We start from the raw sequence: 21,253 nt of genomic DNA, 5'->3' as shown, positions 1-21,253 counted from the left end.
GAAGGAGGGTCGATGGCCAAACAGAAAGTGGCGATGCTGACAGCAGGTGGGCTTGCCCCATGCCTGTCATCGGCAGTGGGCGGATTGATCGAACGCTATAGCGATATTGCCCCCGAACTGGAGCTGGTCGCCTACCGTTCCGGCTATCAGGGCGTTCTGCTGGGCGACCGAATCGAGATCAACCAGACCATGCGCGAGCGCGCCCATCTTCTGCACCGCTATGGCGGCTCGCCGATCGGCAACAGCCGCGTGAAACTCACCAATGCCGCCGACTGCGTCAAGCGCGGGTTGGTCAAGGAAGGCGAAAACCCGCTGAAGGTGGCCGCAGACAAGCTGGCCGCAGATGGCGTGACCATTCTCCACACGATCGGCGGGGACGACACCAATACGACTGCGGCCGACCTTGCCGCCTATCTCGGCGAAAACGGCTATGACCTGACGGTTGTCGGCCTGCCCAAGACGGTCGACAACGACGTGGTGCCGATCCGCCAGTCGCTCGGCGCCTGGACGGCCGCCGAAGTCGGCGCGCATTTCTTCGATCACGTCAGCAACGAGCAGAGTGCGGCCCCGCGCACGCTGGTGATCCATGAAGTGATGGGCCGCCACTGCGGCTGGCTGACGGCTGCCACCGCGCGCGCCTACATTCAGGACACCTGCAACAACGAATATGTCGAAGGCTTCATGATGAATACTCAGATGAAGAACATCGACGGGCTCTATCTGCCCGAGATGGCCTTCGATCTGGAAGCAGAAGCCGAACGGCTGCGCGGCATCATGGATACCTGCGGCTTCGTGACGCTGTTCGTCTCGGAAGGAGCAGGCCTCGACACCATCGTTGCCGAGCGGGAAGCCTCTGGCGAAAAGATCAAGCGCGACGCATTCGGTCACGTCAAGATCGACACGGTCAATGTCGGCCACTGGTTCCAGACGCATTTCGCCTCGCTCCTCCATGCGGAGCGCTCGATGGTGCAGAAATCGGGCTATTATGCCCGCTCGGCACCGGCCAACCAGGAGGATCTGCGCCTCATCCAGGGCATGGTCGATCTGGCCGTCGAAAGCGCGCTGAACGGCGTCTCGGGCGTCACCGGCCATGACGAAGAGCAGAATGGGAAATTGCGCACGATCGAATTCCCGCGTATCAAGGGTGGTAAGCATTTCGATCTCTCCACCCCGTGGTTCGCCGACGTCATGAACTTCATCGGACAGCCTTTCCGGGCGGCGTGATCGAAACCGTGGCCGGCGGCGAGGAAAGGCCGGCCCTGTGTGGCGATTGAGGCGGAGGAGACGACATGGGCACCGAGGCGATCCTGATTTTTTCAGCGCTCTGCGTGCTTACGCTGCACCTGCCGTCTTCCTCCAACCGCTTTCTTGTGGATTATACCATTGCCCGCGGCAAACTGCGGGCGATGGCGCTCGTTCCGTTATTTGCCGCCGGCTCATTCCTGTCGTTTGCGGCAGGCGGCGCGATTTTCCTCTGGCTGTCCGTCTCACTGCGCAACATGCACGATACGCTCGCCTGGGCGGCACTGGCCTATCTGGCGCTATACGGCGTGAAGGGCCTGCAGCAGGGCCTTCGCCTGCGCCTTGCCGACAATGACAACCTGCGCGAGAAGACGCTTGCCCGCGCCATGGCGCGCAGCTTGATGTCTCAGGTGCGCCCGGGCCTTGCGATCGCCTTTGCCGCACTCCTCGTCCAGGTGGCTGATTCGTCTGCGGCAACGCCGAAGGCAGCCCTTGAAACCGCAATCGGATTTGCCCTCGCCGCACTTGCCTCTCCTCTGCTGCAGATGCAGATCGCCCGGCGCCGCGCCGGCAAAATGCGGCTTTCCAGCCTTAGAAATTCCACCTCCACCAGGCCCCAGACACGCTTCATCGCACGCCGCGCCGTCAGCGCCGGCTATCGCCGGATTGCTGCATAGCATCCCCGGGCTTGCCGCCTGCGTTAGGATAAGTTAAGAAATCTTTAGATTTGAGGGGCACTGGCAGGTTGGGATTAATATCTTCGTGAAAGTGAGACCATGGCGATAACCCGAATTCTCGGTTGCAACGCGGTTGTGGCGTTTGCGATTTGCGGGGCTGTTTCCGGCTGCTCGAGCGTGGAAACGGCATCCAAAAAGACAGCGGCAGACACCGAACAGTCCGCAGAGCTGGCCTCTGCCGAGGCTCCTTCCGCCGGTCAGGCGACGGGGCAACAGCCGGCAACCAAGACCGGGCGTATCTCCATTGCAGCAGCAGCCGCCGCTTCGGCTGCCGCAAGCGGGCCTGTCGAAGCACCGGCCGGTACAACGACCGTCGTTGCTGAAAAAGGCGGACGGGTTCACACCGTGACGCTTCCGACCGGCCAGTCGGCGCTTGCCGCGCAGAACGATGCCGTGCGCGCCGCTCTTGCCCAGGCCTCCGAAATGCCCGTGGTCACCCCGGCGCTTGCCGTTGCACCCACCTCCATCCAGACAACGGGTGCGATGGAAGCCATCAATGTGGCAACCACGACCGCTCACACCATGACCGAGCCGGTGTCGGCCACGCCGCTGGCCAAGACCAGCCAGGAAATTGCCCCGACCCTGCAGACCGCCGCCTTGCGATCCACGCAGAAGCCGGCGGAAAAACCGGCCGGCATTCCGCCGGAGTTTTCCGCAAGCTATGCGGCCATTCCGACGCCGCGTCCGCGCCCTGCGCCTTCCAGCACCTCTTCGATGCTCGCCTACGCATCCCCGGCACAGCCGCTCTCGTCCGTGTCCAATGATTTCTTCCCGCCGGCCCCCGGTGCTCCGGTGCCGGCAACGGCTGAGGCCAGCACGCCGACCCTGAACAAGCTGATCAAGCGCTATGCCGGCATGTACGGCGTGCCGGAATCACTCGTCCACCGCGTCGTGCACCGCGAAAGCCGCTACGACCCGAAGGCCTATAACAAGCGCGGCTATTTCGGCCTCATGCAGATCAAATATTCCACCGCCAAGTCCATGGGATATAGCGGCACGCCGGAAGGCCTGCTGGATGCAGAAACCAACCTGAAATACGCCATCAAATATCTGCGCGGCGCCTGGCTGGTGGCCGATAACGAGCCGGATGACGCCATCGGTCTTTATGCGCGCGGCTACTATTACGATGCCAAGCGCAAGGACATGCTGAACGTTCTGAAATAAGCGGCCAAGATCGCCGTCGTTACAGCGCTTGAAGCAATGCCGCCGCCAGCGCGTCCGACCGGTATCCTTTCGCTGCCGGCGTCAGCCCCAGGCGCACCACGACAAGCCCTCTTGACGGAATGACCGTCACGCTTTGTCCGTCATGCCCTTCCAGAGCAAACTGATCCTGAGGGACGACCGCGCGAAACGCCCCCTCCCCCGTCCTTTGACGAGCAAGCCATGTCTGCATGCGCGAATAACGCCCGCCAGACGTCGCATTTTCCTGCCACATGTCTTCCACCAGATGGGGTGGCAGGATGCTGCGGCCCTGCCATTCCCCGCGCTTGGCAAGGAGAAGTCCGAAGCGGGCCCAGTCGCGGGCCGTGGCATACATGTAGGAACTGCCGGCAAAGGTTCCGGTCTCATCCAGCTCCATCACCGCACTTGCCATGCCGAGCGGCTCAAACAGCGCCTTGTGCGGATAGGCGAGCGCCTCGGCCTTCTCCGTGAACCGGTCCATCCACAGGCGCGAGAGCAGCATGGCCGTGCCGGACGAATAATGGAAGCCCGTCCCCGACGTTCGTGCAAGCGGCAGGCTTGCGGCAAACCCCGCCATGTCGGGCTCGAGGAACAGCATTCGGGTCACATCCGCCACGGCACCGTAATCCTCGTTGAAGGCAAGCCCGCTTTCCATGGCAAGCAGCTGCGCAAGGGTGATGTCGGCACGCTCATCACCTTTCCAGGCGCCAAACAGGCCCTTGTCGGCAAGCGTCATGCGCCCGTCGCGGATCATCGTCGCAATGAGCGCGGCATTCACCGTTTTCGTCATCGACCAGCCGAGGAGCGGCATCCGGGCGTCAAAGCCTTGACCGTAGCGCTCGCCAACGATGCGGTCGTCCTTCACCACCACGACGGCCCTTAGCCCCGGCCCCGTCAGGTCGTCGCGAGACAGGATGTCGCCGATGTCCGGCCGGGTGACGACCGTTTCTCCTTCAGGCCAGAGAGCCTTGGTGTCAACCGGTGCCTTTGCCGGCGCTTCGGCCGATGCAGCGGCTGTCGGAAGGCTTGCCGGGGTCTTGCCATCCGCAAGCAGCGTGCAGCCAAAGCCCTCGCGGTAAACGGCGGTTGCCGGCGCGATGGCGCCAAGAATTGCGGCATGCACCCGCCCCGCATCCCGATCCACGGCAACCCGCATCAGGCGAAGCAGCGGATGGCCCGGCGCCTGCACATCTTCAGACAGCACCTCTGCCGATTCGCGCCCGGCCAGAAACACATTCGAGCAGACGATCTTGGCCGCATAGCCGCTTCCGACCCGCAACAGCGCAGGCGGGGCGACATAGAGCCAGACCAGGCAGGCGATGAGCACCAGCACCACGAAGACGAGAAAAAACCGAACAAGACGAAGCACAAGGCGCATGAAACCAATCCCGCTGGACAGCCGCGGCGCTCTCTTCGAACCGAGCCGCCGCGGCGAGCTTCGGCCCCAAGTACGGCGGCAGAAGGACACGTCATGAAACTGTAGCAGCAGGCGGCTACAGCCATTTGACACGCAGGGCGAGACGACAGGGGTTGAGCATGGCCGAGATCGCACCGGAAGCCGGGTTTCTGAAAAACGGAAAGCTGAAGACTGCATTGCTGCAGCACAAGGCCTTGTCGAAGAGCGGCTTTTCCGAGCGCCTGTTCGGCCTGTTGTTTTCCGGCCTCGTCTATCCGCAGATCTGGGAGGATCCGGATGTCGACATGGCCGGCATGGAACTGGCGGCCGGGCACAGCATCGTCACCATCGGCTCCGGTGGCTGCAACATGCTGGCCTACCTCTCCCGCTCGCCGCGCTCCATCGACGTGGTGGATCTCAATCCGCATCATATCGCGCTCAACCGGTTGAAGCTGCAAGCCTTTGCCGCGCTTCCCGCCCATGCCGACGTCGTACGTTTTCTGGCCACCGAAAATGCCCGAACCAACGGGCGCGCGTTTGATCTTTTCATTGCGCCGAAGCTCGACGAGACGACCCGCGCCTACTGGCAGAAGCGGAGCCTCACGGGGCGCCGCCGCATCTCCGTGTTCGAGCGCAATATCTACCGCACCGGCCTGCTCGGCCGCTTCATTGCCGCCGGTCACCTTCTGGCGCGGCTGCATGGCGTCAACCTCACCGAAATGGCGACCATGGGATCGCTGCGTGAACAGCGACAGTTTTTCGATACCCGCATCGCACCGCTCTTCGACAAGCCGCTGATCCGCTGGCTGACGAGCGCCAAAAGTTCGCTGTTCGGCCTTGGCATTCCGCCGCAGCAATATGACGAACTGGCAAGCCTTGCAGCGGATGGATCGATTGCGCCGGTGCTGCGCCAGCGGTTGGAAAAGCTCGCCTGCCACTTCCCGCTTCGCGACAATTATTTCGCCTGGCAGGCCTTTGTGCGCCGCTATGCGCTGCCGCACGAAGGTTCGCTGCCGACCTATCTCAAGGCGGAACACTACCGGACCATCCGCAACAATGTATCGCGCGTTGCCGTCCATCATGAAACCTTTACCGATCTCCTGTCGCACAAGGCCGCCGGGACCGTCGATCGCTATGTGCTGCTCGATGCGCAGGACTGGATGAACGACCGCCAGCTCAACGATCTCTGGGCTGAAATCAGCCGCACCGCCGCACCGGGCGCCCGCGTCATCTTCCGCACGGCTGCCGAAAAGAGCATTATCGAGGGCCGCCTTTCGCCGGCGATCCGTGACCAGTGGCGCTATCTCGACGTCCGCTCGCAGGAACTGAACCTGCAGGACCGTTCGGCGATCTATGGCGGCTTCCACATCTATGAGCGCGCCGCATGACGACCTTTGGCGAAACACGTCCCTTGCCGGCAGCAGACCATGCGGCACGCATGGACCGGATGTATCGCTACCAGCGCCATATCTACGACCTGACGCGCAAATACTATCTTCTCGGGCGGGACCGGGCGATTGCCGATCTTGCGGTGCCGACCGATGGCACGCTTCTGGAAGTCGGCTGCGGCACCGGCCGAAACCTGCTTCTGGCACACCGGCTCTATCCACGCGCACGCCTTTTCGGCCTCGACATCTCCGCCGAAATGCTGGCAACGACACGCGCCAATTTTCGCGGCAAGGCGACAGAGCCGACGCTTTCCGTCGCCGATGCCACGACATTTTCCGCCGCAGACTTTGGGGTCGACGGGTTCGATCGCATCCTGATTTCCTACGCGCTGTCGATGATTCCCGATTGGCAGGGCGCGCTTGTGGCGGCGCTTTCGGCGCTGAAACCGGGCGGATCGCTGCATATCGTCGACTTCGGCCAGCAGGAAAACCTGCCCGCCTGGTTCCGCACCGGCCTCAAGGCTTGGCTTTCCCGATTTCATGTGACGCCGCGGGCAGATCTTGCCGAAGCGCTCGAAGTCCGCCTTTCAGAATTCCATGCCGACATGATGTTCGAGACGATCGGCCGTGGCTATTCATGGCACGCGATCATCCGGCGCAGCATCTGAGACCATTCCCTGCGATAACCACTTGAGAACGGGCGCGTTTTAGCGTAATCTCATAGGACGTGGCGCGCGGGCGGAGAAGGCATGGCGTCGCGTAAGGGAATTTTTACGACGATATGGTTATCAAGACCCTAGCTCGTTGTTTTCGGCTGGTGCTTCGGCCCCCGTCGGCCAAGCGATACGTGTCGCGCTCACCTACGGAATTGCCATGCGTCGATTTCTCTTCGTCCTCCTCTCGACAGCCGTCCTTGCGACGGGCTGCACCTCGACAAGCTATGATTTCATGTCGACGGGATCAATCAGGAAGCCGAAGTTCCAGGATACGGATTCGCAGGATTTCGGCGCGAACCACCCCGACCGCCACGAGATCCATGGCATCGACATTTCCAAATGGAACGGCGACATCGACTGGGCAACCGTGAGGCGCAGCGGCGTATCCTTCGTCTTCATCAAGGCGACCGAAGGCAAGGACAGGATCGATCCGGCGTTCGACACGAACTGGCGCAATGCGGCTCAGGCCGGCCTTGCCCACGCGCCCTATCATTTCTACTATTTCTGCTCGAGCGCCGACGAACAGGCCGACTGGTTCATCGCCAATGTGCCGAAGGCGGCAAGCAGCCTGCCGCCGGTTGTCGACGTGGAATGGAACCACACCTCGAAAACCTGCACGACGCGACCGGCGCCGGAGACCGTGCGGGCCGAGATGAAGCGCTTCATGGACCGGCTGGAGGCCTATTACGGCAAGCGGCCGATCATCTACACCTCTGTCGATTTCCACCGCGACAATCTCGTCGGCGCCTTCAAGGAATATCATTTCTGGCTGCGGTCGGTGGCGGCCCATCCGGCCAAGATCTACGAGTCGCGACCGTGGGCCTTCTGGCAGTATACCTCGACGGGCGTGGTCCCCGGCATCAAGGGCGGCACGGATATCAATGTGTTTGCCGGCACCGAAAAGAACTGGCGCGCATGGCTCGCCTCGGCTGACCGTTAACGGTAATGATACCCCGCCATTGACCTTGACCGGTCCTTGCCCATCTTCGGTCACAAATCTCGCCGACATGGGACTTCTACCCGTCAAAGGAACGTTTTGAATGCCTGCTGCTTCCGCTCGTCCGCTCTTGCTTGCCCTTGCCCTCACCGGTCTTCTGGCGCCATCCGCCTTTGCCCAGACCGCGGCACAGATCGCGCCGGCCTGTGGTGGCGACCTGCCGACCTTCCTGCAGGGCGTCAAGGCCGAAGCCGTATCCATGGGCGCTTCGGCAGAGGCGGCCGATAGGGCGCTTGCAGGGGCTGCGATCGATCAGAAAGTCCTCTCCCGTGACCGCGCTCAAGGCGTATTTCGCCAGACCTTCCTCGAGTTTTCGCAGCGCACCGTGAGCCAGGCCCGCCTCGATATCGGCCGCCAGAAGATGCAGCAGTATGCGCAAGTCTTTCAGCGGGCCGAGAAGGAGTATGGCGTCGCCCCCGGCGTCATCACCGCCTTCTGGGCCATGGAAACCGATTTCGGCGCGGTGCAGGGCGATTTCAACACGCGAAATGCCCTGGTGACGCTGTCGCATGATTGCCGCCGCCCGGAACTGTTTCGCCCGCAACTGCTGGCGCTGATCGAGATGGTGCAGCATGGCGATCTCGATCCCGCGACCAATACCGGCGCTTGGGCCGGCGAGATCGGCCAGGTGCAGATGCTGCCGAAGGATATCATCGCCCATGGAGCGGATGGCGATGGCGATGGCCATATCAATGTGAAGACGAGCGCTCCGGACGCCATCCTGACGGCCGCCTCCTTCATCAAGAGCCTCGGCTTCAAGCCCGGCGAGCCGTGGATCCAGGAGGTCGAACTGCCGGAAAGCCTGCCTTACGAGAAAAGCGGTCTCGGCAACGAAATGCCGGCGTCGGAATGGTTCAAGCTCGGCGTCAAGCCGCGCGACGGCAATACGGCCTTTGGCGCGCTGCCGGCCGCCCTGGTTCTGCCGCAGGGTCGCAAGGGTCCGGCCTTCATCACCTATCCGAATTTTGCGATCTATCTCGCCTGGAACCAGTCATTCATCTACACGACCTCGGCCGCCTATTTCGCCACCCGTCTGGCGGGCGCTCCGCCTTACGCCAAGGGCAATCCGGAACCGGGCCTCAGCGTCGAGGAGATGAAGCTCCTGCAGACCAAGCTCGACGGCATCGGCCATGACGTCGGCAAGATCGACGGCATTTTGGGCTCTGGCACGCGGGTCGCCGTCCAGAAGGCGCAGCAGAAGCTCGGCATGCCCGCCGACGGCTGGCCGACCGCCGCGCTGCTGAACGCCCTGTAAGGTCATTCGGCCCGAGCAGGACTCATCGACATCGACCAACAAAAGACCTCCCGCGGTTTCCCCGGGAGGTTTTTTTAGGTGCGCAGATGAGGCAAATTCGGCCTCTGTCATCACGCAATGTGACAGTTCTTAACAGGGCATCCAGATTTATTCACGAATGGTAAACCCTGTCCGTTAAAGAATTTTCCCTTTCATATCAACCGCTTGAGCCGGCGCACTGGAAGCTGGCGCCGAAAGCGCTGCCGCACTGCAGCACATTATTTGCTTTCCAAGCCTTCAAAAATGCACTTACATCGGAGCTGTTAACGCAAGGAGACAGACATGGGACACGTACATTCCTTCAATGTCATTCTCGTCGGTGCAGCGTTTGTGTTCGTGGCATCCATGCTTTTCGTCTGACAGGGACGAAGAACAATCACTAAGGGCCACGGTTGGGCTGACCGTTTCAACAGTCGTTTAAAAGATCCGGCTTCACACCCCTGGAAGGACGATGCTTTCGCCCTGTCCTGAAGTCCTGGCTCAGGCCGCCGCCCCGGCCTGGGCCTTTTCCGTCTTGGCATAGCCCAGACGATCCAGAACGGCGCTGGTCAACGCCGCCCGGTTCATCGTGTAGATATGGAATTCGCCAAGGCCGCGGCGCATGAGGTCTTCGATCTGTTCGGCAGCCACGTCGGCGGCGACCTTCGCGCGCTCTTCCGGCTTGTCGTCGAGGCCCGCGAAGCGCTCATCGAGAAACGACGGCACGCTTGAGCCGCAACGGCCGGCAAACCGCTTCAGCTGCGTCAGGTTCTGGATCGGCATGATGCCGGGAATGACCGGAATGGTAATGCCCGCCGCACGCACCTGCTCGAGATAGCGCTCGAACACGTCATTGTCGAAAAAGAACTGCGTCAGCGCCCGGTCGGCGCCGGCATCGGCCTTGCGCTTCAGCATCTCGATATCACGGGCGACATTAGCGCTTTCCGGATGCTTTTCCGGATAGGCCGAGACGGAAATCTCGAAACCGCCGATCTCCTTCAGGCCCACCACCAGCTCCGCCGCATTGGCATAGCCCTTCGGGTGCGGCATATAGGCGGTGCCGATGCCGGCTGCCGGATCACCCCGCAGAGCCACGATGTGACGCACGCCGAGCTGGCGCAGGTCCTCGATCACCTGATGCGTTTCTTCCCGGTCCGCGTCGACACAGGTGAGATGCGAGGCCGTTGCCAGTCCCATGTCGTCAATCATCCGCTTGACGGTGGAGAAGGTCGGCGCCTTGGTGGTGCCGCCGGCGCCGTAAGTCACCGACACAAAGTCCGGCTCATAGAGCGACAGCGCATCAACGGTCTGCCAGAGCTGATCCTCCATCTCCGGCGACTTCGGCGGGAAGAATTCGTAGGAGAGCCGGAAGGGCTGGGCCTTGCGGGACAGGGGGGCGACGGTGCTCATAGCTCGATTTCCGACAGAAGGGATTTGCGGGGGGCGGCTTTTTCCATCGCCGGCACATTGAGGGCCTGTGCCCTGGAACCGAGAGGCGATGTGGCAAGCCAGATGGTGACGGTGAGCGCGGAGGCCGGCTTTTGCGACTTCGGCTGAAGATCGATGATCTTCCCGACGGTCAGGCCAAGCTTCTCCAGCCACTCCGTCACCGTCTGGTGGGAAAAGCCGAGACGAAGATGCGCGTGTTCCTCACGCAGGTAATCAAAGGCATGCGGGGCCAGATCGACGATGACGAGGCGACCGCCGGGGCGCAGCACGCGGGCCGCCTCGGCAATGGCGCGCTCGGGCTCGTCGAGGAAGTGCAGCACCTGATGGATGGTGATGAGATCGAAATCCCCCGCCTCCAGCGGCAGGTTGAAGATATCGCCGTGGCGAACGCTCGCCTTGACGATGCCGGCCTTGTCGAGATTGGCGCGGGCAACCGCCAGCATGTCGCGGCTCGCATCAATGCCGACCGCCCGCCGGTAGTTCGCCTCCAGAAGCTGCAGGATCCAGCCGGTGCCGGTGCCAAGGTCGAGGAGCGCATCGACATTGTCGGGCCCCAGCGTTTTCAGGAGCGCGGCCTCGACATCGGCATCGCTTACATGCAGGCGGCGCAGTTCGTCCCATTCAGACGCATTGCGGCTGAAATACGCCTGCGCCCGCTCCGCCCGCGCCCGCTTGACCGTTGCCAAGCGCTCGCCATCGCGGGCAAGAACCGGATCGGCCGCATCGACGGCGGATAGAAGATTGGTCGCAACGACAGCCGCCCGTCCGTCCTGCTTCAGCCGGAAATAGGCCCAGGCGCCCTCCTGGTAGCGCTCGATCAGGCCCTCTTCGGTCAAAAGCTTCAGGTGGCGGGAGATGCGCGGCTGGGACTGGCCGAGAATATCGGTGAGGTCACTCACCGTCAGATCCCCGCCGGACAGAAGCGCCAGCAGCCGGAACCGGGTTGGCTCCCCCGCCGTCTTCAAAATTCCCACCAGACTGTCCAGCGGCAGACCCATCGCAACAATCCATCCACAATCAACACATAAAGATATGTTTATGTGATTTTCAGCCGCGTGACAAGTCCAAAGCCTGTGCCGGACATGAAAAGGACGGCCTGCGCCGCCCTTTTCGAAATTTGCTCAATGAGGTGTAAACACCGGTGTCGATTATGTAAACGCTGCGAAGCCAGCAAGGGCCAAGGCTTTCGCGCCTATGCGGCCCGGGCAGAGCCGCGCCCGGACGGCTGCCCCTGCACCCGTGCGGCACCTGACAGGCGGAAGCGAGACAAAAGATCGGACAGTTGCACGCTTTCCTGCGCAAGACCGGCACCGGCTGCATTCATTTCCTCGACCATCGCCGCGTTGCGCTGGGTGGCCTGGTCCATGTGATTGACGGCAGTGTTGACTTCCGCAAGCCCGGTCGACTGCTCGTGGGCGGCGGTCGCAATCGCATCCATATGCGCATTGATCGTCTGCACCAGCTGTTCGATGGCCGAGAGGCCCTCGCCCGTGTCGCTCACCAGCTTGACGCCTTCGGAGACGGCCGTGGTGGATTTGGAAATCAGCGCCTTTATCTCCTTGGCGGCATTTGCCGAGCGCTGGGCCAGCTCGCGCACTTCCTGCGCCACGACGGCGAAACCCTTGCCAGCCTCCCCCGCACGGGCAGCCTCCACACCAGCATTCAGCGCCAGAAGGTTGGTCTGGAACGCGATCTCGTCGATCACCGAAATGATCTGGTTGATCTGGTGCGAGGATTCCTCGATGCGCTGCATGGCCGAGACCGCATTGCGCACCACGGAACCGGAGTGGTCGGCCCGCGTGCGGGCGTCACGGACGACGTCGCGTGCCTCGCTGGTACGTTTGGAGGTCGCCACGACATTGGCGGTGATTTCCTCAAGTGCGGCCGCGGTCTCTTCAAGCGATGCGGCCTGCTGTTCCGTGCGCTTGGCCAGATTGTCGGACGCGTCGGAGATTTCCTTCGACCCGTTGGTGACGGTCGTCACCGAACCGCCGACGCTCAACAGTGCATCACGCAGCTGCCGCACGGAGGTATTGAAGTCTGCCCGCAGATCTTCAAACTGCGGCGCAAGCGGCGTTTCGATCTCGCACACCATGTCCCCCCCGGCCAGACGGCGCAGACTTGCGGCAAGCGTTCCGGTTGCCTGGTTGAGACGCTCCTCGGCTTCTGCTTCGGCGCGCGCCTGCAATTGCGCACGCTCGGCTTCCATGCGCTGGCGGCTGGTCACGGCTTCGGCTTCCAGCTGCCCGTTGCGGATGGCCGCCTGGCGGAACACTTCCACCGATTGCGCCATGTGCCCGATTTCGTCGGACCGATCGGTAAACGGAATGGAGCGGGACGAATCGCCGCCTGCCAGATCCGTCATCGCGGTGCCGATCCGGCGGATGCGGGCGGCAAGGCCGCGGGTTGTCGCCACGCTGAAGACGATGACCAGGACGACAAACGCCGCAAGGCCGCCGATGACGATCAGCATCTGGCTATGGGCCGCCGTCAGCCGCGCCTGCGTCGCGTCCAGCATCATCTGCCCGTTGTCGCGGATCACGCCGCCCACGTAGTCGCGACGCTTGGCCGTGTCACTCAGCCAACCGTCGAAGGCTTCGGGGCCTCCCTTGTAGTCCTCAAGGGATTCCATGGCTTTGATCTGCCCGGCAATCCTGCCGCCTTCCGGCGTCTGGAAGAAGTCATCGAAACGGGCGATGATTTTTGGAGACGCATGTTCCCGGAAGGGAGCGTCGTAGGTCCGCATCTGGGTGAGCGCACCGGCCAGGCGAATAACATCCGATTTGCCGAGACTGCCGTTGCGGATATAGACTTGGCCCATGCGGGCGAGAATGAGATAGCCCTCATTCACCTTCATCAACGCGTGATGGCCACGAATGTCTCCAGACAGGGCAAGATCCGTGGTGAGGTTGGCACTGCGCAAAGCCAGGGCCAGGCCGGCGGATGCCACCGGCTGCGCATAGCGAAGCGGCAGGATCGGATCATTTTCGCCGGCATCCAACTTCTGGCGGTATTCGGGAATGCGCGAATAGGTGTCCGTAAGCTTGCCGCGCATTTCGCGGGTGATCGGGTCATTGAACCCATAGGATGCCAGAACATCCAACTGGTCCATCATCTGCTTGTAGGTCGCATCGGATTTTTCGCGGATCTTCTGCTTTTCGGGCGCGCTGGTCGGTGCCGCTTCGAGAGGCATCGTCATCATCAACTCGCCACCGGCATAGGCAAGCCCGGCGAAGGCTTCCGCCCTCTGCAACTGCCTGTAATTTTCATAGTTCCTCGCACCGAGCATCCCACCGAGGCCGACTGCCGCCGCAAGGGGAACAAGAGCTAGCAAAGACAGAGTTTTGCGAAATGAAAGCTTTCCGAGTGGCGACAACGCACCCTCCTCCGTTGCATCTCCACGAGAAGCCTCATGCTCGCCGGGCGGGAATCGTCTGCCGCTGCCAATCATGGCAGTCCATTTCACTGGAAAATAAAACGGAAACACTACAAATCTGTATACATTTGAAGTCTATCTCTAAAAGGGGATTTGAAGTCACAAAGTCACTCCGTTCCATATTTTTGAGACCATCAAAAGGCGACGCATTCCGGCATAACAACGCACAGGATCATGCGCCGTTATAGTGAAGCGACATGAGCGGGAAATTTTGAAATCGCAATGAAAACAAAAGCCCCGCATGCTGCAGCGCAACACACGGGGCTTTTTATTGTCACGAACCGTTGCCGGCTTCACGAGCCGGAAGGCATGCCCCTGAGGCAACCGTCACCCGCTGATCGCGAGTGACGATCAAGCCGGTCAGGTTCAGCGCGTCAGACGCTTGTAGGACTGGCTGCCCGGGTTCAGCGCATCGGCGCCAAGGCGACGGACCTTGTCCTGCTCGTAGTCCTCGAAGTTGCCTTCGAACCATTCGACATGACCATCACCTTCGAAAGCGAGGATGTGGGTGGCCAGACGGTCGAGGAACATGCGATCGTGGCTGATGATGATGGCGCAGCCGGCAAAGGCTTCGAGCGCGCTTTCGAGCGCACCCAGCGTTTCCGTATCGAGGTCGTTGGTCGGTTCGTCGAGCAGCAGAACGTTGCCGCCGGCCTTCAGCATCTTGGCCAGATGCACGCGATTGCGCTGACCACCGGAGAGATTGCCGACCTTCTGCTGCTGGTCACCGCCCTTGAAGTTGAAGGCGCCGCAATAGGCGCGGGAGTTCATGTCGAACTTGCCGAGCTTGATGATTTCGGCACCGCCGGAAATTTCCTCCCAGACCGTCTTGTTCGGGTCCAGCGAATCGCGGCTCTGGTCGACGTAACCGAGATGCACGGTGTCGCCGATGCGGATCGACCCGGCATCCGGCTTTTCCTGGCCGGTGATCATCTTGAACAGCGTCGACTTGCCCGCACCGTTCGGACCGATGATGCCGACGATGCCGCCCGGCGGCAGCTTGATCGACAGATCGTTGATGAGGGTGCGGCCTTCAAAGCCCTTCTTGATGCCTTCAAGCTCGACGACCACCTGTCCGAGTCGCTCGGACACCGGAATGATGATCTGCGCATCGCCGGGCCGGATGTTTTCCGCCGCATCGACCAGCTGTTCGTAAGCCTTGATACGGGCCTTCGATTTGGCCTGACGGGCCTTCGGGCTGGAGGCAATCCATTCCTGTTCGCGCGAAAGGGCCTTCTGGCGACCGGCTTCGTCACGGGATTCCTGCTGCATGCGCTTGGCTTTTGCCGTGAGGTATGCCGAGTAGTTGCCTTCGTAGGGAATGCCGCGGCCACGGTCGAGCTCGAGAATCCAGCCGGTGACATTGTCGAGGAAGTAGCGGTCGTGGGTGATCATCATCACGGCACCCGGATAGGCGCGCAGGTGCTTTTCGAGCCAGGCAATGGTCTCGGCGTCCAGGTGGTTGGTCGGTTCGTCGAGCAGCAGCAGGTCCGGCTGCGACAGAAGCAGGCGGCAGAGCGCGATTCGGCGACGCTCACCACCCGACAGAACCGTTACGTCCGCGTCCTTTGGCGGGCAGCGCAGCGCTTCCATCGCCATCTCGACCTGCTGTTCCAGATCCCACAGGCTCTGGCTGTCGATGATGTCCTGGAGCTTTGCGCCCTCTTCCGCCGTCTCGTCGGAATAGTTCATCATCAGTTCGTTGTAACGGTCGAGCACGGCCTGCTTGTCGGCCACACCTTCCATGACGTTCTCGAACGCGGTCTTGGCCGGATCGAGATGCGGTTCCTGCTCGAGATAGCCGACGGTCGCACCTTCGGCGAGCCAGGCCTCACCGGTGAACTCCTTGTCCTTGCCGGCGATGATGCGCAGGACGGTGGACTTACCGGCGCCGTTCGGACCCAGGATACCGATCTTGGCATCCGGGTAGAAGGACAGGTTGACGTTTTCGAGGATCTTCTTTGCGCCGTAGGCCTTGTTGAGCCCGGACATGTGATAAATAAACTGACGTGCCATTGGGATAATTGCTCCGGCGTCTTTGGGGGTTTGGACGCTATCTAGGCGAAACGGGCCGCCGGAGCAATGCGGCAAGCGGAGGAAGAGTGCATGTTCGAGACAGTTAAACGGCTGAAAAGCCCATCCGGCGCCGATCTTGCCGTGCGACATGCGCCCGCCGAGGGGGCTGGCCGAGCCATCCTGCACATCTGCCACGGCCTTGGCGAGCACAGTGGCCGCTATCAGCCATTTGCCCGCTTCATGGCCTCCTGCGGTTTTCACGTCTATGCCCATGATCATCGCGGCCATGGGCTGACGAAGGCGCCGGATGCGCCGCAGGGGCGCTTTGCCGGCACGGACGGCGTCGACAAGGTGATTGAAGACGTCAAGGCCGTCAGCGATCATGCCGCAGCCACTCATCCGGGCCTGCCGATCCTTCTCTTCGGCCATTCGATGGGCGGGCTGATTGCGCTCAACACCGTGCTCTCCCACCCGCGCGCCTATCAGGGACTGGCCGTGTGGAATTCCAACTTCGCCGTCGGGGCCGCCGGACGGCTGGCGCAGGTGGTTCTGAAGACCGAACGGGCGCTGAAGGGATCCGACGTGCCGAGCCTGCTGCTGCCGAAACTCACCTTCGACACCTGGGGCCGCGCCATGCCCGACCACCAGACGAAAGCCGACTGGCTGTCGCGCGACCGCGCCGAAGTTGCCGCCTATCTCGCCGATCCGCTCTGCGGCTTTGATATCTCCATCTCGCTGTGGCTCGATGTGTTTGCCTTGAGTTTTCGCGGCACCGAACAAGAGCTTCTGGCGCGCCTGAAGAAGGATCTGCCGATCCATCTGGTCGGTGGTGGACAGGATCCGGCAACCGAAGGCGGCAAGGCGATTTCCTCGCTGTCGCATCGTCTGGCCGCCAGCGGCTTTTCGCGCGTGACGAAACGCATCTACCCCGAGATGCGCCACGAAACATTAAACGAGATCGGCCGCGAGGCGGCCATGCGGGAGTTTGCCGATTGGGCCACGGCAAATCTGTCCACACCCGCGGCACCTGCCGTTGCGGGAATGACCTCATGACTAGATATCAAGTGCCGCGACCGGGTGGTGACGGTATGAGGGAGATGGAAGGAAGGCGCCTGTTGTGACGCGCGGCCCCTCACACCGCCTCCGCTTCGCGCGGCAGACCTCTCCCGTCGGGGAGAAGGGTTGGCTGGAGGGCGGATGAGGGGGACTACCGAGGCAACAGCAATCTTCCTGTTGGGACACCAACTGACACCGCAGCATGCGTAGACCGGCGAGAAGACATGACCAGCGAGACCCACAACACACCACCCCTCAACGGCATCCGCGTGATCGAACTGGCGCGCGTGCTGGCGGGCCCCTGGGCGGGCCAGATGCTGGCCGATCTCGGCGCCGACGTGATCAAGGTGGAAAACCCCAATGGCGGCGATGATACGCGCGGCTGGGGTCCGCCCTTCGTCGAGGGCAAGGACGGCGAGAACCTGTCTGCCGCCTATTACCATTCCACCAATCGCGGCAAGCGCTCGATCGCGGTCGATTTCTCCACGCCCGAGGGTCAGGAGATCGTGCGCCAGCTCGTCGCCGATGCCGATGTCTTCATCGAGAATTTCAAGCTCGGCGGCCTCAAGAAATACGGCCTCGACTATGACAGCCTGAAGGCCATCAACCCGCGCCTCGTCTACTGCTCGATTACCGGGTTTGGGCAGAACGGTCCCTATGCGAGCCTCGCCGGCTATGACTACATCGTGCAGGGCATGTCCGGCTTCATGTCGGTGACGGGCGCACCGGACGGAGAGCCGATGAAGGCCGGGGTTGCCATTGCCGACATTTTTACCGGCATCTATGCCGTCACCGCCATCCAGGCGGCCCTCATCCACGTGATGAAGACCGGCGAAGGCCAGCAGGTCGACATGGCGCTGCTCGACGTGATGTCGGCGGTGCTTGCCAACCAGAACATGAACTATCTCGTCTCGGGTGCGGCGCCCGTGCGACTCGGCAATGCCCATCCGAACATCAGCCCCTATGAGGTTGTGCCGGTTGCCGATGGCCACCTCATTCTCGCCGTGGGCAATGACGGCCAGTTCCGTCGGCTCTCGGCCATTCTCGGCATCGAAGCCTTTGCCGACGATCCCCGCCATGCCACCAACAAGGCGCGCGTGGCCAATCGCGACAGCGTGCGCGCGGCCGTGATTGCCGAGACGGTGAAATGGACCAAGGCCGATCTGCTTGCCGCCTGCGGCGAGAATGCCGTTCCGGCCGGCCCGATCAATTCCGTGGCGGAGATGTTTGCCGATCCGCAAATTGCGGCGCGTGGCCTTCGCATCGACCTTGAGGCAGAGGACGGCACGACGATCCCAGGTGTGAGGACGCCCATCGTGCTCTCCAGAACACCTCTCTCCTATCACCGACCAAGCCCGGCGCTGGGCGAGCACACCGGCGCGGTTCTGGCAGAACTCGACAGACGACAGAAGGAAAGACAGATCCCATGAAGACCGGCGGTCAACTCATTGTCGAGGCCCTGAAAGCAAATGGCGTCCGGCGCGTGTCCTGCGTGCCCGGCGAAAGTTATCTCGCCGTGCTCGACGCGCTCTATGACAGCGGCATCGAGGTTCTGGTCTGCCGCCAGGAAGGCGGCGCGGCGATGATGGCCGATACCTGGGGGCGCCTCACCGGCGAGCCCGGCATCTGCATGGTCACCCGCGGCCCCGGCGCCACGAACGCCTCTGCCGGCCTGCATGTGGCCATGCAGGATTCCATCCCGATGATCCTCTTCATCGGTCAGGTGCAGCGCGATGCGCGCGAGCGCGAAGCCTTTCAGGAGGTCGAATACCGCCGCGCCTTCACCGAATTTGCCAAATGGGTGGGTGAGATCGATGACGCCCGGCGCATCCCGGAGTTCGTCACCCGCGCCTTTGCCGTCGCGACCTCCGGCCGCCCCGGCCCCGTGGTCCTGACGCTGCCGGAGGACATGCTGCGCGATCTGGTGGAAGCGCCTGAGGCCAAGCCTTACACGCGCGTCGAAAACCATCCGGGGCCATCGCAGATCCAGAAGTTCGAGGCATTGCTGCGGGACGCGCGCCGGCCGATGGTCATTCTGGGTGGCACCGGCTGGTCGGAAGAGGCTGTCGCCGACTTCCGTCACTTTGCCGAACGCTTCCATGTGCCTGTCGGCTGCTCCTTCCGCCGCCAGATGCTGTTTGATCACACGCACAGCTCTTACGCCGGCGATGTCGGCATCGGCATCAACCCGGCGCTGTCGAAGGAAATCAAGGACAGCGACCTCATCGTGCTGCTCGGCAGCCGTCTGTCGGAAATGCCGTCGTCCGGCTATACGCTTCTCGACATTCCCTACCCGTCGCAAAAGATCGTGCATGTCTTCCCTGACCCGGAAGAACTCGGCCGCATCTACCGACCGGATCTTGCCATCTGCGCCGGTCCCGCCGAATTCGTCGCCGCCATCGGCGATCTGCAGCCGCCGGCCTCGCCGGTCTGGGCCGAACGCACAGCGGCCATGCATGATGCCTATCTGCGCTGGTCGACGCCGCCGGAAACCGGACCGGGTGACGTGCAGATGGGTCCGATCATGACCTGGATCGAAGAAAACACGCCGAAGACCGCCATCTTCACCAATGGCGCCGGCAATTACGCCACCTGGCTGCACCGCTTCCACCGTTTCCAGGCGTTCAACACCCAGTCGGCACCGACATCCGGCTCGATGGGTTACGGACTTCCGGCAGCGGTTGCGGCAAAGCAGCTGTTTCCCGAACGTGAAGTGGTTTGTTTTGCCGGTGACGGCTGCTTCATGATGCACGGGCAGGAATTCATCACCGCCGTACGTTACGGGCTGCCGATCATCACCGTGCTCGTCAACAACGGCACCTATGGCACGATCCGCATGCACCAGGAGCGCGACTTTCCCGGCCGCGTCAGCGCCACGGATCTCGTGAACCCCGATTTCGTCGCCTTTGCCGCAGCCTATGGCGGCCACGGCGAGCGGGTGGAAAAGACCGAACAGTTCGGCCCCGCCTTTGAACGCGCCCGCGCCTCCGGCAAGCCCGCCATCATCGAGGTGATGCTGTCACCGGAAGCGATTACCCCGACCCGCACGCTGAGCCAGATCCGGGGCACACCCATCGCTTGATTCCCTGGATTGACAAGCATCTTCCGCCGCAATAAACCTTTTGAGGTACGTACATCAGATTGATTGTCGTGCGCATCTCAAAGGTTTTCGGGAGGAAAAACAGATGCAAGCGTTCTCACCCGACCCGCTGTTTACCATCAAGAATGAGGACGGCCTGAGAAGCCTGTTCGAGCCAACGCATGATCTCGCCATCATAAAGTGCCGGGAGACGCTGAGCGACCATGCGAAGGCCTTCATCGGCCGCTCACCGTTTCTCTGCATCGGCACGCAGAACGCTGACGGACGCACTGATGTCAGCCCCCGCGGCGATCCAGCCGGCTTCGTTCAGGTGCTGGATGACAGTACGCTGGCGATCCCGGATCGGCCGGGCAACAACCGCCTGGATACGCTCGCCAATGTTCTCGGCAATCCGAATGTCGGCCTGCTGTTCATCATTCCGGGCTTTGAAGACACGTTACGCGTGAACGGGCGTGCCACGCTGACGATGCAACCGGAATTGTTGGACCGCATGGCAGTCAACGGCCGGTGCCCGAAACTTGCGATCGTCGTTCACATCGACGAAATCTTCTTTCACTGCGCCAAGGCCTTCCGGCGGTCGCATCTGTGGAACCCTGAGCATTTCCAGGATCGCAGGCAGATGCCTTCGCTCGTCCAGATCATTCTCGATGAAACGACGGGAGCACCGGAGGGTGAAGCAGAAAAGCGCAAGCTGGATGATGATCTGGAAGAGGCTTACAAAAGATCGCTTTATTAGGAATACAGTTTTTCTTCCTGCAAAGCACAGGAGCAGACGATCCGTTAGCGGACGTCTTGAACCACAAGCTGGTGTGGCAGCCGTCGGGCAGGCCTCATGGCCGTCCATGCATTAATGAAATGGCAACGCAGCTATATGTCTGCGGTGCCATCATCGACTGATCAAATCGGGCTCAGAGAGCAGCCGTTACGATAAATTCGACCTTGTAATCCGGCGTTGCGAGCGGTGCACCGCTGGTTGCACGTGCCGGCGGGTTTGCCGGGTCGATCCAGGCTTCCCAAACGGCGTTCATTTCGGCAAAGTTGGCCATGTCCGAAAGATAGATGATCGTCTGCAGGATCTTGGACTTGTCCGTGCCGGCGAGCGCCAGCAGGCGATCGACTTCGGCAAGGGCCGACTTCGACTGTTCGGTCACGGACGTGCCTTCGCCAACCTGGCCGGCGAGGTAAACGGTGTTGCCGTGAACGACGGCGCCGCTCATGCGCTTGCCGGGTTCGATACGCTTGATGCTCATGGAATGCTCCTCATG

General features: G+C 61.9%; 17 protein-coding genes. 11 read left to right on the top strand and 6 right to left on the bottom strand.

All coding sequences use genetic code 11. The features are described from left to right. Window positions 1-12: 12 nt before the first annotated feature. The 3 genes from J2858_RS09620 (at window position 13) to J2858_RS24305 (ending at window position 3,143) form a co-directional block, all read left to right on the top strand. Window positions 13-1,224, top strand: a complete 1,212-nt coding sequence (locus J2858_RS09620) for a pyrophosphate--fructose-6-phosphate 1-phosphotransferase (RefSeq protein ID WP_210104572.1) — start codon at window positions 13-15, stop codon at window positions 1,222-1,224. Window positions 1,225-1,289: 65 nt separating this feature from the next. Continuing rightward, window positions 1,290-1,919 (top strand): hypothetical protein, encoded by a 630-nt coding sequence (locus tag J2858_RS09615; protein WP_210104571.1) that lies wholly within the window; start codon window positions 1,290-1,292, stop codon window positions 1,917-1,919. Between the two features lie 177 nt (window positions 1,920-2,096). Then, window positions 2,097-3,143, top strand: a complete 1,047-nt coding sequence (locus tag J2858_RS24305; RefSeq protein ID WP_210104570.1) for a transglycosylase SLT domain-containing protein — start codon at window positions 2,097-2,099, stop codon at window positions 3,141-3,143. 19 nt (window positions 3,144-3,162) lie between these two features. Here the strand turns inward: J2858_RS24305 and J2858_RS09605 are convergent, their stop codons facing one another. Continuing rightward, window positions 3,163-4,539 (bottom strand): serine hydrolase domain-containing protein, encoded by a 1,377-nt coding sequence (locus J2858_RS09605; protein WP_210104569.1) that lies wholly within the window; start codon window positions 4,537-4,539, stop codon window positions 3,163-3,165. Window positions 4,540-4,697: 158 nt separating this feature from the next. Between J2858_RS09605 and J2858_RS09600 the strand changes: the two genes are divergently transcribed. From J2858_RS09600 to J2858_RS09585, 4 genes are all read left to right on the top strand, one after another. Beyond that, window positions 4,698-5,945, top strand: coding sequence for a DUF3419 family protein (locus J2858_RS09600; RefSeq protein ID WP_210104568.1), 1,248 nt, complete (start codon window positions 4,698-4,700; stop codon window positions 5,943-5,945). Beyond that, complete coding sequence (locus J2858_RS09595; RefSeq protein WP_210104567.1) at window positions 5,942-6,613, top strand: class I SAM-dependent methyltransferase; 672 nt, start codon at window positions 5,942-5,944, stop codon at window positions 6,611-6,613. The genes J2858_RS09600 and J2858_RS09595 overlap by 4 nt, the downstream gene beginning before the upstream one ends. A 205-nt stretch (window positions 6,614-6,818) precedes the next feature. Then, the gene (locus J2858_RS09590) at window positions 6,819-7,601 is read left to right on the top strand and encodes a glycoside hydrolase family 25 protein (RefSeq protein WP_210104566.1); all 783 of its coding nucleotides are present in this window, start codon (window positions 6,819-6,821) and stop codon (window positions 7,599-7,601) included. A 100-nt stretch (window positions 7,602-7,701) separates the two neighbouring features. Then, window positions 7,702-8,913 (top strand): lytic murein transglycosylase, encoded by a 1,212-nt coding sequence (locus tag J2858_RS09585; protein ID WP_210104565.1) that lies wholly within the window; start codon window positions 7,702-7,704, stop codon window positions 8,911-8,913. A 519-nt stretch (window positions 8,914-9,432) separates the two neighbouring features. On the opposite strand, the gene metF is transcribed toward J2858_RS09585, so the two are convergent. The 4 genes from metF to ettA form a co-directional block, all read right to left on the bottom strand. Then, window positions 9,433-10,341 (bottom strand): methylenetetrahydrofolate reductase [NAD(P)H], encoded by a 909-nt coding sequence (gene metF, locus J2858_RS09580; RefSeq protein ID WP_210104564.1) that lies wholly within the window; start codon window positions 10,339-10,341, stop codon window positions 9,433-9,435. Then, window positions 10,338-11,378, bottom strand: a complete 1,041-nt coding sequence (locus J2858_RS09575; RefSeq protein ID WP_210104563.1) for an ArsR/SmtB family transcription factor — start codon at window positions 11,376-11,378, stop codon at window positions 10,338-10,340. Before J2858_RS09575 ends, metF begins: the two co-directional genes overlap by 4 nt. Window positions 11,379-11,572: 194 nt before the next feature. Beyond that, window positions 11,573-13,669 (bottom strand): methyl-accepting chemotaxis protein, encoded by a 2,097-nt coding sequence (locus J2858_RS09570; protein WP_210104562.1) that lies wholly within the window; start codon window positions 13,667-13,669, stop codon window positions 11,573-11,575. A 513-nt stretch (window positions 13,670-14,182) separates the two neighbouring features. Beyond that, window positions 14,183-15,832, bottom strand: a complete 1,650-nt coding sequence (ettA, locus tag J2858_RS09565; RefSeq protein ID WP_210104561.1) for an energy-dependent translational throttle protein EttA — start codon at window positions 15,830-15,832, stop codon at window positions 14,183-14,185. Window positions 15,833-15,922: 90 nt separating this feature from the next. On the opposite strand from ettA, the gene J2858_RS09560 reads away from it, so the two are divergent. From J2858_RS09560 to J2858_RS09545, 4 genes are all read left to right on the top strand, one after another. Next, on the top strand, window positions 15,923-16,885 hold the full coding sequence (locus tag J2858_RS09560; protein ID WP_210104560.1) for an alpha/beta hydrolase: 963 nt from the start codon (window positions 15,923-15,925) through the stop codon (window positions 16,883-16,885). A gap of 227 nt (window positions 16,886-17,112) precedes the next feature. Then, window positions 17,113-18,318, top strand: a complete 1,206-nt coding sequence (locus tag J2858_RS09555) for a CaiB/BaiF CoA transferase family protein (protein ID WP_210104559.1) — start codon at window positions 17,113-17,115, stop codon at window positions 18,316-18,318. Further along, window positions 18,315-19,970 (top strand): thiamine pyrophosphate-binding protein, encoded by a 1,656-nt coding sequence (locus J2858_RS09550; RefSeq protein WP_210104558.1) that lies wholly within the window; start codon window positions 18,315-18,317, stop codon window positions 19,968-19,970. The genes J2858_RS09555 and J2858_RS09550 overlap by 4 nt, the downstream gene beginning before the upstream one ends. 103 nt (window positions 19,971-20,073) lie before the next feature. Then, entirely contained in the window at window positions 20,074-20,724 is a 651-nt protein-coding gene (locus J2858_RS09545; protein ID WP_210104557.1) for a pyridoxamine 5'-phosphate oxidase family protein, read from the top strand. 172 nt (window positions 20,725-20,896) lie between these two features. Here J2858_RS09545 and J2858_RS09540 read toward each other — a convergent pair whose 3' ends face one another. After that, window positions 20,897-21,238 carry a RidA family protein gene (locus tag J2858_RS09540; RefSeq protein WP_210104556.1) on the bottom strand — a complete coding sequence of 114 codons (342 nt, stop codon included), beginning with the start codon at window positions 21,236-21,238 and terminating at the stop codon, window positions 20,897-20,899. Window positions 21,239-21,253 lie beyond the last annotated feature (15 nt).

Origin of the sequence: Neorhizobium galegae, from assembly GCF_017877135.1 — a bacterium.
Taxonomy (GTDB): domain Bacteria; phylum Pseudomonadota; class Alphaproteobacteria; order Rhizobiales; family Rhizobiaceae; genus Neorhizobium; species Neorhizobium galegae_A.
This window is presented reverse-complemented; position numbering and strand designations above follow the sequence as displayed.